This is a genomic window from Microbacterium sp. JAI119 (genome assembly GCF_013410135.1).
In the GTDB taxonomy this organism is placed as follows: domain Bacteria; phylum Actinomycetota; class Actinomycetes; order Actinomycetales; family Microbacteriaceae; genus Microbacterium; species Microbacterium oxydans.
The window spans coordinates 235,974-250,294 of sequence record NZ_JACCCK010000003.1 but is presented as its reverse complement, the minus strand read 5'-3'; the positions used below and the strand labels follow the sequence as shown (position 1 = coordinate 250,294).

Below are 14,321 nucleotides of genomic sequence, written 5' to 3'. Positions count from 1 at the left end.
CGAGTGTTTGCGTTCACATTATCGCATCACGATACTCCGCGCCTCCTGGATTCACGCCGATTGATCGCTACCATTGAGCACATGTCACCTCGTCGCCCGAGAGACGACCGCGCCCCCAGCCAGGTCGATGTCGCCCAGCTTGCCGGTGTCTCCACACAGACCGTCTCCCGCGTCATGTCGGGGCAGGACAACGTGCGCCCCGACACCGCCAGGCGCGTGCTGGCAGCGGTCGAGGAACTCGGCTACCGGGTGCACGCCGCTGCCGCCTCGCTGGCGTCCGGTCGCACACGCGTGCTGGGTGTGATCGTCGTCTCCACCGACCGCTACTCGTCGGCAGCGCTCGGCGTCGGCATCCAACAGGCGGCGGCGGCGAACGGATACACGGTCTCGACCGCAGCCGTCGCCGATCACGCGTCGGCCGAGGCCTTCCTCGAAGCCTTCGACCGACTCGAGCGCCAGGGAGCCGAGGGCATCATCCTCGGAGTGCCGCTCGAACTCGAGAGCCCGGCCATGAGGGCGCGCACCGAGCGCACGCCCGCGACCCGCAGCGAGCGCACCTCTCTCGAAGAGGATGCACCGCTCGCCGTCGATCAGCGCGCGATCGCCCGCCTCGCCGTCGAGCATCTCCTCGACCTCGGCCACAAGACCGTGTGGCACGTGTCGGGCGACGACTACTGGACCGAGACGCAGCAGCGCAGCGAGGCGTGGGAGCAGACGCTCCGCGACCGCGGGATCGTGCCCCCGCCACTGATCCCCGCCGACTGGACACCCGAGTCGGGCTACCGCGCCGGTCGCACGATCGCCGCCATCCCCGAGGCCACGGCCGTGTTCGTCAGCAGCGACGAGATGGCGTTCGGCCTGATCCGCGCGCTGCATGAGGCCGGACGCAGCGTTCCCGACGACGTCTCGGTGGTGAGCGTCGACGACATCGCCCTCGCCGCCTACGCCTCCCCGGCACTCACCACCGTCCGCCAGCCCTTCGAGGCCATGGGTCGCGCGGCGGCGCTCCGGGTGATCGCGCAGATCGAGGGCCATGAGGCGGTGGGCGAGATGCCCTCCACCGATCCTCAGCTCATCGTGCGTTCATCGACGGCCCCGCCGCGGTCGGTGAGCTGATCGAGCGCATCACCAGCGCCCGTGCCGGCGCTCCCACTCGTCCTCGACCGTGCGCCGACGACCTGCGACGATGCCCGCGGGGATGGAGGCCACGAGCACTCCCGCGACGACCAGCAGCGGAACCTGCCAGCCCGCGGTGGTCTCGTGGAGGAGCCCGACGAGCAGCGGGAAGGTCGCCGCGATCCCGTAGCCGATGCTCTGCACGAAACCGCTCAGCGCCACTGCGCTCTCCGGAGTGCGGGCGCGGATGCTCAGCAGCACGAGACTGAGCGGGAACATGATGGCCGTGAGGCCGAAGATCGCCACCCAGAGCGGCAGAGCGACGGTCGGGAAGAGCAGCAGTCCGAGAAGGCCGACCAGTCCCGCCGCCACTGCCACGAAGAACAGGGGCCTGGTGGCCTGGAAACGCACCACGAGCACGGGGACGAGCATCGAACACGGCAGACCCACCAGAGCGAACAGCGACAGCAGGAACCCTGCCGTGGCCGGGGTGACGCCGCCGATGTCGGCGAGCATGGTGGGCAGCCACGCGAAAGCGACGTACGCCATGGTGGACGAGGTGCCGAACACGAGAGCGAGCGACCAGGCCAGCGGCAGCCGCCACAGCCGCCCGAACGCCTTCGGGTTGGCGGACTGGGTCGTGATGGGTCCGGTGGATGCGGCCACCGCGTCGCGGACGTCGTCCACGCCGTCGGTCGGATCCGGGACAAGCAGCTCCGTGCTCATCGCGCGGTCGTCGGGCTCGGAGTGTGAACGCACCAGCAGCGTGATCCAGGGAACCAGAGCGAGAGCGGCCACCACACCCCACATGCCGAGCGACACCCGCCAGCCGAGACTGTCGGCGACGGGAACCGCGACCAGAGGTGGCAGGAACGTCGAGACGGCGAGCGTGGTCGAGTAGGCCGTCATCATGACGCCGAGACGGTCCGCGAAGTACTTCTTGACCAACGGCGGCAGCAGCACGTTGCCGGAACCGACACCCGCGAACACGAGAGCGGTGGCCGCGAGCAGGCTCGTCGAGTCCTGCGCGACGCCGCGCAGGAGCATGCCGGCCGCCATCAGCGTGATCGCGGCGACGGCCATCCGCTCCAGACCGAACCGCCGCTCGAACAGGGGCGTGAGCAGACCGAAGATCGCGAAGCACACCGGAGGCGCGGCACCGATCAGACCGATCACGACGGGCGAGACCGGGAAGTCCGCGGCGACGTGATCGATGACCGGCGACAGGGAGGCGACCGCGGAACGCAGCGAGAACGCCACCAGGACGATCCCCACGAGTGCGAGAGCCCGACCCTGCCACAGCGGTCGTGCGCTCGGCATCGTCATGAAGTCTGCGACCCCTCCACCCAGGCGAGATACTCGTCGGAGACCGTGCCGGTCACATATCGGCCGTCGAAGCAGCTCATGTCGAGATCCGTGAGCACGGAACCCTCGGTGATCGCGGCCTTGAGGTCTTCGACCTCCTGATACACGAGATGGTCGCAGCCGAGCTCGTCGGCGATCTCGGGGATCGTGCGTCCGTGGGCGATGAGCTCGTGACGGGACGGCATGTTGATCCCGTAGACGTGCGGGTGCCGCACGGGCGGTGCTGCCGACGCGAAGGTGACGGAGGCGGCTCCGGCATCCCGCGCCATCTGGATGATCTCCTTGGAGGTCGTTCCCCGCACGATCGAGTCGTCGATGAGGAGCACGTTCTTGCCCTGGAACTCGGTCGACATCGCGTTGAGCTTCTGGCGGACGCTCTTCTTGCGCACCGCCTGCCCCGGCATGATGAAGGTGCGGCCGACGTAGCGGTTCTTGTAGAAGCCCTCGCGGTACTCGATGCCGAGCTTGCGGGCGACCTCCATCGCGGCGGGGCGCGAGGAGTCGGGGATCGGCATGACCACGTCGATCTTGTCCATCGGCACATGCTTGGCGATCGTGTCGGCGAGCTTGTCGCCCATGCGCAGACGCGACTCGTAGACGGAGATGCCGTTCATGACGGAGTCGGGGCGGGCGAGGTAGACGTACTCGAACGCGCAGGGCGCGAGCGTCGCGGCGGTGGCGCACTGCTGGGAGAACAGCTCGCCGTCGTTGGTGATGAAGACGGCCTCACCGGGCTCGACCTCGCGCACGACCTCGTAGTCGCCGTTCTCGAGCACCAGCGACTCGCTCGCGACGACCCACTCGTCCTTGCCCTCGGCCCCTGGGACGGTCGAAGGACGACGGCCCAGGATCAGCGGGCGGATGCCGAAGGGGTCACGGAAGGCGAGCAGACCGTATCCGGCGATCACCGCGATCACCGCATAGGCGCCCTCGATGCGCTCGTGCGTGCGGGCGACGGCCTCGAACACCCGCTCGGGGTCGAGGTCGACGGTCGAGGTGGTGTTCTGCAGCTCACCCGCGAGCACGTTGAGCAGCAGCTCGGTGTCGCTCGAGGAGTTCAGGTGGCGACGGTCGCGCTTGGCCATGTCGGCCGTGAGCTCACGCGTGTTGGTGAGGTTGCCGTTGTGGATGAGGATGATGCCGTACGGCGCGTTCACGTAGAACGGCTGCATCTCCTCCTCGTTCGAGGCCGTGCCCTTGGTGGCATAGCGCACATGACCCAGACCCACGTTGCCGAGCAGGGCGCGCATGTCTCGGGTGCGGAAGGCCTCGCGGACCATGCCCTGTGCCTTGGCGTTGTGCATCACACCGTTCGCCTCGGCGGTCGCGATGCCCGTCGCATCCTGGCCGCGGTGCTGCAGCAGCAGGAGTGCGTCGTAGATGTCCTGATTGACCGGGGCAGAGCCCACCATTCCGACGATGCCGCACATGGGCTCTTACTTCGCTCCGTCCGCATAGGCGCCGACGAGGCGCACTGCTCCACCATCGACGCCCTTGGCGCCCTGTTCGAATTCACCGGCTGGACGCGGGCCGAAGCCCACGGTCCCGACCTGCCACGAGGGCATGCCCTCGGCGTTCAGAGCGGCGATCGCGGCGTCCTTCTTGTCCGCGGCGACCACCGCGAGGAATCCGATGCCGAGGTTCCAGGTGCCCTCGGCAGATTCCAGCGTGGAGCCGGCGATGTCGCTGAGCACACGGAAGACCGGACTCGGCGACCAGCTGCTGCGGTCGACCTCGGCCCAGCTGCCCTGCGGGAGCACGCGGGCGAGGTTCGCCGCGATGCCGCCGCCGGTGACATGGCTGAGCGCGTGGACGCCGCCGGACAGCTGCTCGATCAGGCGCAGCAGCGGAAGCGTGTACAGGCGGGTCGGCTCGAGGAGCGCCTCGCCCCACGTCGTTCCGAAGTCAGCGGCGTTGTCGCCGTAGGAGATGCCGGCACCGGTGATGATGTGCCGCACGAGGGAGTAGCCGTTGGAGTGCAGTCCGCTGGAAGCCACGGCGATGACCGCGTCGCCATCCTGCACGCGGTCGGCGCCCAGGATCGCATCCGCCTCGACCACACCCGTCGCCGCCCCCGCCACGTCGTAGTCGCGCGGTCCGAGCAGACCGGGGTGCTCCGCCGTCTCGCCGCCGACCAGAGCCGTGCCGGTCGCGGAGCATGCCTCGGCGATGCCGCGCACGATGTCGGCGATGCGCTGCGGATAGACCTTGCCGCACGCGATGTAGTCGGTCATGAAGAGAGGCTTCGCGCCCACCACCACGATGTCGTCGACGACCATGCCGACCAGGTCCTGGCCGATCGTGTCGTGCTTGTCGATGGCCTGCGCGATCGCGACCTTCGTGCCGACGCCGTCGGTACTGGTCGCGAGCAGCGGACGACGGAAGTCGCGCAGCGCGCTGGCGTCGAACAGGCCGGCGAATCCGCCGACACCGCCGAGCACTTCGGGGCCGTGCGTCGCGCGTACGGAGGACTTCATCAGCTCGACGGCGAGATCACCTGCAGCGGTATCGACGCCGGCTTCGGAATAGGGGTTGGTGGGGGAGGCAGCCACGCCCCCAGCCTACCGCCCGGAGCAGGCCACTCTCTCCGCGAAGTCCGAGGCGGGACCTTCGGCGGTCCGGACCGGTTCCGGGTCGACATGATGACGCCCGAAGTTACGAGACCCCTCGGTTCCTTACCGTTCTGAAAGAACTCCCCCCCACCCGCCGAGGCGCTCCTTAGCGTTGGCGCTCACGCCCCGATCCGTCGTCGTCCTTCCGGCCACGGGATCCGCATGCGGGGCGGAGGGAAAGGACACTCGATGACCGATTCGATCGCCCCTGCTGCCTCGGCGGCCTCACCCGCGCGTTCGGCCGCGCACGAGGTATCGACCTCGACCGTCACCACCCTTTTCGAAGCGCGAGTCGATCGGCAGCCCGACGAGACGGCGGTGCGGCACCTGTCCGCCGCGATGACCTACGCCGAGCTCGATCGAGCTGCCGAGACACTGTCCGCGCGGCTGCGTTCGCGTGGCGTCGGACGCGGTGACGTGGTGGGCGTGTTCGTGCAGCGTTCGATCCCGATGGTCATCGGCATCCTGGCCGTGCTGAAGACCGGCGCGGCGTATGCCCCCCAGGATGCACGGATCTCCCCACGGATGCTGCTCGGTCGAGTGGCGGCCTCATCGCGCATGCGCATCGCACTCACGACCGAGGAGTTCCTCGACGCCATGCCGGACGCCGTCGACGCCATGGTGATCGACACCGCCCTGATCGACGACACGCAGCTCGACGACACGCAGTTCGACGACACGCAGCTCGACGACGCAGGAGCGGTCATGACGCGCGCATCCGTGGACCGGCGCGCGTCGGACGTCTGCGCCGTGATCTACACCTCAGGCACCACGGGATCGCCCAACGGCGTCCAGGTCACGGACGGCAACCTCGTGAACCTGTTCCGCAATACCCCGGGTGATCTGGGCATCGGACGAGGGACGACGGTCGGCCAGGTGCTCAACATCGCGTTCGACATGGCCATGTGGGAGATCCTCGGAACGCTGGTCAACGGTGGAACTCTGGTGATCCGCGGCTCCGACATCGCCGAGACCGCCGAGCAGGTCGATGTGCTCATCGCGACGCCCAGCATCGTGAGCACCCTCTCGTCCGCACGCTGCCACGCGCGCACCGTCGTCGTCGCCGGCGAGCGCTGCCCACAGGCGCTGGCCGACGAGTGGGCGGCGGAGCATCGCTTCCTGAACTCGTGCGGGCCGACGGAGATCACGATCATCAACACCCTCGTGGAGCATGTTCCCGGCCGAGCACTGTCGATCGGGACCCCCGTTCCCGGCACGACGGTCTATGTGCTCGACGACGAACGGCAACCGGTTCCCGCGGGGGAGATCGGCGAGATGTGGGTCGGCGGCGCCGGCGTCACCCTCGGATACATCGGTGATCCGGAACTGACGGCGCAGCGCTATCTCCCCGATCCCTTCTCTGCCGACGGCGGGCGGATGTTCCGCACCCGCGATGTCGGCCGCTGGACGTCTCGCGGCGAACTCGAGCACCTGAGCCGCACGGACGACCAGGTGAAGGTACGCGGATTCCGCGTCGAACTCGATTCGGTGTCGCGGGCGCTGGAGACGAGCCTGTCCTGCACCACGGCGGTCACCGTGCAGCTCGACGCGCGACGCCTCGGAGCCGTGATCACCCCGGCGAGCGCAGACCCCGAGGCCGCACGGGCCGCCGTCGCCGCGCTGCTTCCGTACTACTGCGTGCCGTCCGACATCATCACCGTCGATCGGATCCCCCTGACGGCACGGGGCAAGGCCGACCGCGCGGCGGTGCTGCGCATGATCGATACGGGCGCACGACCGAGGCGAGTGGCATGACCGGCGTCTCACTCTCCGCTGCGACGCTCGACACACCGCCGGTCCCGGGCCGGTGGTCCCGGCTGCGGCGGTCCCGCCGTCTCAGGCCGTACAACCGTCTCGCGCTGGCGACCGTCCTGCTGAATCTCGTCGTGTGGGCTGCGAATCCGTCTCCGACCGCGGAGCAGGCATTCGTCGTCGCCGGTGTCAACGTGTTCGTGGCGGCGATCGTCCGTCAGCAATATGTGATCAACGCCCTGTTCCGGCTGGCGACGAGCATCCGCTCCACGGCCCCGCTTCGCGTGAGGTGGGGTCTCGGCAAGATCTACAGCTTCGGCGGGGTGCACGTCGGCGCCGCCGTGAGCGCGACCGCCTGGTACGTCGCGTTCTGCGTGCTCACGATCTCCGACGGGCCCTCGCCTCTGTTCGCGATCACCGCGGTCCTGGGCTCGTCGGTCCTCATCGCGATGCTCGTCACCGCCCTGCCGCCCCTGCGTGCGCGATGGCACGACGCCTTCGAGGTCACGCACCGGTTGGGCGGTTGGCTGCTGCTGGTCCTCGTCTGGGCGCAGACGGTCGCGACGCTCGTCGACGCGCAGGCCTCGCTCCTGCAGGTGCTCTCCTCCGCTGGGCTCTGGCTCCTCGTCGCCACGACGGTGAGCGTCGCGCTCCCCTGGATGCGGCTGCGGAGGGTCCCGGTCGACATCTCGACACCGTCGAGCCACGTCGCGATCGCCCGGTTCGACTACGGCGTCACCCCGTTCGCCGGGTCGTCCACGTCGATCAGTCGCAATCCGCTGCTCGAATGGCACTCCTTCGCGAACGTGCCGTCGCCCGGCGAGCCGGGTCTCCGGCTGACGATCTCGCGCGCCGGCGACTGGACGAGCAGATTCATCGACGACAAGCCACGACACGTGTGGGTCAAGGGCATCCCGACCGCCGGCGTCGGCAACATCGACAAGCTGTTCCGGAAGGTGGTCTGGGTGGCCACCGGCAGTGGCATCGGTCCGTGCCTGCCGCATCTGCTCGCCGGCACGGCGCCGGCACACCTGGTCTGGTCTGCACGCGCTCCGCAGAGCACCTACGGGACCGAGCTGGTCGCCGAGATCCGCAGGGCCGTCCCCGATGCCCTCGTCTGGGACACCGCCTCCGACGGCAAGCCCGACCTCCTCGCCCTCGCCCGCCACGCCGTCACCACGACAGGAGCCGAAGCAGTGATCTGCATCTCGAACAGCACCACGACCTGGTCCATCGTCGAAGGACTCGAACAGCAGGGGATCCCCGCCTTCGGCGCGATCTGGGACTCATGAACGGCGATCGGGAGACCATGGAGCACAGCTACGAGACGATCGAGGTCATCACGAAGGGTCCCGTCGCCCACATCCGGCTGCAGCGACCGGAGCGGCGGAACGCGCTGTCCGCCCTCATGCTCACCGAGCTCGGTCGCGCCTTCCACACCCTCGAGCACCTGACGCTGTCCGGCATCGTGCTCAGCGGAGCCGGGTCCGCGTTCTGCGCCGGAGCCGACATCGGCGAGCTGCACGTGGCGCGGGTGTCCGACGACCCGGCCGCAGCAGGACGACGGATCGCCCTGGCAGCGAAGTCGCTCCTGTCGCAGATCGAGGATTCGCCGTGCCCGACGATCGCGTGCGTCGACGGCCCCGCGGTAGGGGGCGGCCTGGAGCTGGCGCTCGCCTGCGACACGATCTACGCGACACCGGATTCTCACTTCGCTCTGCCGGAGCCGACTCTCGGCCTCCTTCCCGGCTTCGGGGGAGTTCGGCGACTCGTCGAGCGGGTGGGGCCAGGACTGGCGGCGGAGATGGTGCTCACCGGTCGGGCCTTGAACGGTGTCGGGGCGCAAGCGCACGGCCTCGCGACCCGTCTCGCGCCGAGGGACGGCGTCCTTCGCGAGGCGGTCGCGGCTCTCTCCTCGGGGCCACGCCGCTCGCGCGCCGCCACCGCGATGGCCCGTCAGGCGCTGCGAGCCGCTGTGCAGGAAGACAGGAGCACGGCCTTTGCGGAGGAGACGCGGTTGTACGGAATCGCCTTCACACATCAGGACAGTGACGAGGGCATCCGGGCATTCCTCGCCAAGCGTCCACCCGAGTTCTCACCCGACGACATATGAACCCGGAGGGCCGCCGCCGTCGACCATCCGCCTACGATGGGGCCATGGCAGACAAGCCGCAGTGGCTCATCCGCGAAGACGCGAGCGTTCCGGTGCTCGTCGCGCTCGCACTGCGGCAACAACTCGGGATCCGGGTTCCCGAAGACCTGCCGAGCCTGCGGGAACTCGCCGTCCGCGCCCCCGATGCCGCCGACGCCTCCCCCGATCTCGAAGCGCAGTGGCGCCATTACTGGGACATGACCGTGGAACCTCGCGCCCACCCCTCGGATGTACCGCTCGAACTCGTCGACGGATTCGACACCCTGGTCGCGCTGCCCGCCCGCGGTGCGGAGGAGCTCATGGCGGCGATCGCGCCCCAGGCGACGTCGGCCCTGCTGTACGCGCGTGCCGCGCACGACAGGTACGTGACCTCGATGAAGAGCCATACGGGCGGCGATGCCTACCGCGCGTATGCCAGCGCGATCGCGGAGTTCGAGCGCGAGGTCGGTCGCCGGGCCCACTCGTTCGAGCTGAACGTGCAGGTGCTGCCGTTCTCGCAGCGCGGTATCTGGTGGATCGGGGCTCTCACGGTCGCCGTGACCGATGGACTGCGCCGCGATGTCGTGGCATTCGACGCCGCGATCCGTCCGGTGATCGCCGAGTTGGCGTAGCGGTCAGTCCTCGTCGACGACGGTCTCGCGGTCGACCCGCACGACCCGGTCATGGCGACGGGCGAGACGCTCCAGGATCAGGCCGACGACGCCCCCCAGGGCGATCCCGATCGGGACCGTCCACAGCAACAGGAAGCCGAACACCTGGCCGGGCGGGTAGACGATGTCGAGGGCCTGAGACTCGTCGAAGCTGCCGGTCCAGGTGAGGATGCCGGCCGCGATCACACCGACCACGACGCCGATGCCCATGAGCACGCCGTACCGCGGCACGCGGCGCACGGTCGCTTCGACGGTCTGGTGCGAGTCGGTGGGGGTCATGTCTCCATTGTCCCACCGACGACGGCCGCCGTGCACCGGTGTCACGAGCGGCAGAACGGCCCTCCCCACGTCTGCTGCGGGGAGGGCCGTTCCGTGTCACCGCGATCAGACCTCGGTGGTCGTCTCGGCGGTCTCCGCCACCCGGTTGCGACGGGCGATCAGCACACCGCCGGTCGCAGCGAGGGCGACCACGACCAGGCCACCGACGATCCACGGCCACACCGGAGCACCCTCGGCGTCGGCGGGCTCTTCCGCGGCAGTCACCACCGCAGTCGCCTCCGAGTCGGATTCCGGCTTCTCCGCCTCGACGCCGCAGTCCGCGCCGACCGGGATGACAGCCGTGACCGGATCGAGCTCCTCCCCCGCGGCGTAGGTGCCGAAGGCTGAGGCCCCGGCCTCGGTCAGCGTCGTGGGGATCGCGTCGAGCGTCAGCGCGCCATCGACCACTGCGGCATCACCGAGGGCGAACTCCGCGAGGCGGACCCCCTTCTGATCGATGCTCTCCCCGCCCTGCGTGGTGCCGGTCACGTCGAAGACGAGGTAGCCCTTGTCTCCCGCGAGTTCGACCGCCGCGTTCGCGAGTGTCGTGTTCAGCGCGCCGTCATGACCCGTGAAGGTGATGCTGCCGCCGAAGGTGATCAGGCCGGCGAGGCTCTCGTCGTCCAGGGATCCCGCCCCGTTCCCCCACACGTAGTCGGGGTACTCATAGGTCACGTCGGTCAGGGTCCAGCCCCCCTTCGCGATGCCCTCGATGTAGGTGCGGAACGACTCCTTGTAGCCCCACTTGAGCGTGGCGCCCTCCACCGTGCAGACGCCGATCGCCGCCGTCGCCCTGTTCAGGGTGAACACCAGACCACGGTTGACGGAGCCCTGGAACGTGAGCGTGTGCTCGCCGTCCTCGAGGGCGGCGGGAAGGGCACCCGACCAGGTCGCGACACCGTTCTCATCGGCCGCCACCGTGTCGAGGAGCACGGGGGTCGAGTACACGACGACCTTGATCCCCTGCTCGTTCGCCCGGAATCCGGATGCGGACACCGTCGCGGGCTGCCCCGCGGCGAGTGCGGCCAGAGCGGCCTCGTCGGCCTCGATTCCCGCGGTCGCCGGCGGAGTCGACGGCAGCGTGACCTTCGGCTTCACGACCGCTGCGGCGACCGTGCCGCTCGATCCGGCTGGCGCTGAGGCGACCGAGCCGATCGTGAAGGTCACCGGGTTCAGTGCCGTGCCGTAGCCCGAGAGCACCCGATCGCGTCCCTCAGCGGTCAGCGCCGCGGGAGCCGCCGTGTAGGTCACCGCGCCGTTGGCAGCGACGCGCGCCGCCCCGGACAAGTCGAGCGTCGCGAACGGCACCTGCGCGCCGCCACTGGTGACGTACAGAGTCGCGGCGTTCGTCGAGGTGATGCGGATCGACGGGTTCGAGACCGTCACGTCCAGCACGCCCTGGTGTCCGGTGAAGCGCACCGATCCGCGGTACACGACGCTGCCGAGACCGGTGTTCACGTCGAAGTCGCCCCCGACGGTCTGGCCGAACTGGAACTGACCGCCGGAACGGGTCGCGCCGTCGGAGACCGCGATGGACCCCTTCGCGATGTTGCCCGTGATGTAGTCGGTGAACGACGAGGAGATGGCCCAGCGGAGGGAGCCGCCCGGAACGCTCGCCGCCGGAGCGGTCGGCGTGACCGGTGTGCCCGGTGTCTCCGGTACTTCAGGGTTCTTAACGTCGAGCAGGGCATCCCACTGCGCCGGCGTGATGGTCACGGTGGAGCGCGCGTAGATCGTGCTCGCATCGGGCGTCGAGTGCTGCTTCCACACGATCACCTCGTACGACTTCGTGCGGTCGAGGTTCTTCGCCGCGGTCGTGAGGTCGACCGCGAAGGCACCGAACGTGACCTTCTGCACATACTGCATCGCGAGGAAACCGCCGTCGGCGCTCACCTCCGCCTCGGTCCCGGCCTCGATCAGTGCGACGTAGGCGCCGGGGATCTCGCCGAGGTTCGTGGCTGCGACGTTGACGGTCAGGCCGTCCTTCGCCGTCGCCGTCTTCACCGTCGTCGTCGTCGTCGGCCCCGCAGGGAACAGCGTGTCCCACTGCGCGCCGGTCACCGTGACGGTGCTCCGCCCGTAGATCGTGCTCGCATCGGGCATCGAGTGCTGCTTCCACACGATGACCTCGTACGACTTCGCGCGGTCGAGCGTGTCGGTGGCTGCGGTCAAGTCGACCGAGAGCGCGCCACCAGAGATGTTCCGCACGTACTGCATGGCCAGGAAGCCGCTGCTGCCGGTGACGTTCGCCTCGGTGCCTTTCTCGATCAGCGCGACGTAGGCGCCGGTGATCGCGCCGAGCTGGGAGGCGGAGGCGGTAACGGTGAGCCCGCCGCTCGCGCTCGCAGATTTCACCGTCGTGGTCACGCCCGACGCGACACCGTAGTTCAGGGCGACACTGCGCTCCTGATCGGCGTTGACCACCCCACCGGCCGCGTACGTGTAGACACCGTAGGAGCCAGGAGTCGCGGACGCATCCTTCAGCGTCAGCGTGGTCTGGAACGTGCCGTCGGCCGCGATGTCGACCCACTGCGCGCGGATCGCGCCCTGGTACTGGGCGGGGACCTGGTTCAGCACGCCCTCGGCGAGAGCCCAGACCTGCGCGCCCACCGAACGGGCCGACGATGCGGCACCGGTCGACGGCTGCCACGTGGAGGCGAAGTTGCCGAAGACCACGTAGGTGCCCTGCGGGAGGTGCTTCGGGATCGGCACACCACGCCCCTCGGTGCCGAGGTTCGCCGTCGGGTCGTAGCCGGATCCCTTCACCACGACCCTGTCGCCCGCCTTGAGCGGCACCCCGGCAGCCGGAGTCGTGCCATCGGCCAGGAACACCTCGATCGCGGCGGATACAGGGGCCGGCCGCAGAATCTCCCACTGCGCGTCGGAGATGGCGATGGTCGAACGCGCGGAGATGGTGCTCGCATCGGGGTTCGAGTGCTGCTTCCACACGATGACCTCGTACGACTTCGCGCGGTCGAGGGTGTCAGCGGCAGTGGTCAGGTCGATCGTGAAGACCCCGCCCGAGATCGGACGCACCCACTGCATGGCCAGGAAGCCGCTGCTGCCGGTGACGTTCGCCTCGGTGCCCTTCTCGATCAGCGCGACGTACGCGCCGGTGATCGCTCCCAGCTTCGAGCCGGATGCCGTGACGGTCAGGCCGTCCTTCGCGGTCGCTGACTTCACGACCGCGGAGACGGCCGGAGCCTCGGTGTAGTTCAGGGCGACGCTGCGCTCCTGATCGGCGTTGACCACCCCACCGGCCGCGTACGTGTAGACACCGTAGGAGCCAGGCGTCGCCGCCGCATCCTTCAGGGTGATGGTCGCCTGGAACGTGCCGTCAGCCGCGATGTCGACCCACTGCGCGCGGATCGCGCCCTGGTACTGAGCGGGGACCTGGTTCAGCACGCCCTCGGCGAGTGCCCAGACCTGCGCGCCGGACGATCGCGTCGAGGAGGCGGCACCGGCGGACGGCTGCCACGTGGAGGCGAAGTTGCCGAAGACCACGTAGGTGCCCTGCGGGAGGTGCTTCGGGATCGGCACACCACGCCCCTCGGTGCCGAGGTTCGCCGTCGGGTCGTAGCCGGATCCCTTCACCACGACCTTGTCGCCCGCCTTGAGAGCGGCGCCTGCGGCCGGCGTGGTGCCGTCGGCGAGGAAGACCTCTATCGCCGCAGACTTCGGCGAGGTGCCCGGATCGGTACCCGGATCGGTGCCGGGGTCCGTACCGGGGTCGGTGCCAGGATCGGCGCCGGGGTCGGTGCCAGGATCGGTGCCGGGGTCGGTGCCAGGATCGGTGCCGGGGTCGGTGCCAGGATCGGTGCCAGGGTCGGTACCGGGATCGGTCGGCACGGGACCGAACACGGCGTCCCACTGTCCGGACGAGATGACGACATCGCCGCGACCGTAGATGGTGGCGTCGCTGGGGTTCGAGTGCTTCTGCCACACGAGCACCTCGTAGGACTTCGTCCGATCCAGCGATCCGGCCGGTGCATCGAGCGTGAACGAGCTCGCGCCGGCGGCGACGGTCGGCATCACGAACGCGGCATACCCGCCCCCGCCGCTGAGTCCCGACTCCGTGCCCTTCATGATCAGCGCGGCGTACGTGCCTTCGACCTCGGGCAGGCCGGCGGCCTGCACTTGCACGCTCACGCCGGAGGTGGTTGCCGACGCGACCGTCGCGGTGACCGCAGCGCCGGCGGCATGCGCTGGCGGGACGATCACCGCGCCGGCGGCGACGAGGAGAAGGGAGACGAAAGCGGCGAGCAGCACGCGTATGCGGGTGCTCACCGAGGGTGCGGGGGCTGTGGTGTTCACGGTTCTCCACGGCTCCGGGCGCACCGAGAAGCAGGCGCGCCG

General features: G+C 69.3%; 10 protein-coding genes. 5 read left to right on the top strand and 5 right to left on the bottom strand.

The window, feature by feature from the left end:
• Positions 1 to 81 precede the first annotated feature (81 nt).
• Complete coding sequence (locus HDC31_RS15630) at positions 82 to 1,116, top strand: LacI family DNA-binding transcriptional regulator (RefSeq protein WP_113680999.1); 1,035 nt, start codon at positions 82 to 84, stop codon at positions 1,114 to 1,116.
• 9 nt (positions 1,117 to 1,125) lie between these two features.
• Here HDC31_RS15630 and HDC31_RS15625 read toward each other — a convergent pair whose 3' ends face one another.
• The 3 genes from HDC31_RS15625 to purM are packed head-to-tail and all read right to left on the bottom strand — an operon-like array spanning position 1,126 to position 5,033.
• Complete coding sequence (locus tag HDC31_RS15625) at positions 1,126 to 2,442, bottom strand: CynX/NimT family MFS transporter (protein WP_113681000.1); 1,317 nt, start codon at positions 2,440 to 2,442, stop codon at positions 1,126 to 1,128.
• On the bottom strand, positions 2,439 to 3,911 hold the full coding sequence (gene purF / locus HDC31_RS15620; RefSeq protein WP_046746860.1) for an amidophosphoribosyltransferase: 1,473 nt from the start codon (positions 3,909 to 3,911) through the stop codon (positions 2,439 to 2,441). Before purF ends, HDC31_RS15625 begins: the two co-directional genes overlap by 4 nt.
• A 6-nt stretch (positions 3,912 to 3,917) precedes the next feature.
• Positions 3,918 to 5,033 carry a phosphoribosylformylglycinamidine cyclo-ligase gene (gene purM / locus HDC31_RS15615; RefSeq protein WP_046746859.1) on the bottom strand — a complete coding sequence of 372 codons (1,116 nt, stop codon included), beginning with the start codon at positions 5,031 to 5,033 and terminating at the stop codon, positions 3,918 to 3,920.
• Positions 5,034 to 5,282: 249 nt separating this feature from the next.
• On the opposite strand from purM, the gene HDC31_RS15610 reads away from it, so the two are divergent.
• From HDC31_RS15610 to HDC31_RS15595, 4 genes are read left to right on the top strand one after another with little or no spacing between them, the layout of a single operon-like run.
• Positions 5,283 to 6,848, top strand: coding sequence for an amino acid adenylation domain-containing protein (locus HDC31_RS15610; protein ID WP_113681001.1), 1,566 nt, complete (start codon positions 5,283 to 5,285; stop codon positions 6,846 to 6,848).
• Positions 6,845 to 8,137, top strand: a complete 1,293-nt coding sequence (locus HDC31_RS15605; protein ID WP_113681002.1) for a hypothetical protein — start codon at positions 6,845 to 6,847, stop codon at positions 8,135 to 8,137. Before HDC31_RS15610 ends, HDC31_RS15605 begins: the two co-directional genes overlap by 4 nt.
• Positions 8,134 to 8,958, top strand: a complete 825-nt coding sequence (locus HDC31_RS15600; RefSeq protein WP_113681003.1) for an enoyl-CoA hydratase/isomerase family protein — start codon at positions 8,134 to 8,136, stop codon at positions 8,956 to 8,958. The genes HDC31_RS15605 and HDC31_RS15600 overlap by 4 nt, the downstream gene beginning before the upstream one ends.
• Before the next feature lie 44 nt (positions 8,959 to 9,002).
• On the top strand, positions 9,003 to 9,608 hold the full coding sequence (locus HDC31_RS15595; protein ID WP_113681004.1) for a zinc-binding alcohol dehydrogenase: 606 nt from the start codon (positions 9,003 to 9,005) through the stop codon (positions 9,606 to 9,608).
• A 3-nt stretch (positions 9,609 to 9,611) separates the two neighbouring features.
• Here HDC31_RS15595 and HDC31_RS15590 read toward each other — a convergent pair whose 3' ends face one another.
• Positions 9,612 to 9,926 (bottom strand): hypothetical protein, encoded by a 315-nt coding sequence (locus tag HDC31_RS15590; RefSeq protein ID WP_058631637.1) that lies wholly within the window; start codon positions 9,924 to 9,926, stop codon positions 9,612 to 9,614.
• Between the two features lie 105 nt (positions 9,927 to 10,031).
• Positions 10,032 to 14,279: an HtaA domain-containing protein gene (locus tag HDC31_RS20530; RefSeq protein WP_179516319.1), complete on the bottom strand. Its 4,248-nt coding sequence runs from the start codon at positions 14,277 to 14,279 to the stop codon at positions 10,032 to 10,034.
• Positions 14,280 to 14,321 lie beyond the last annotated feature (42 nt).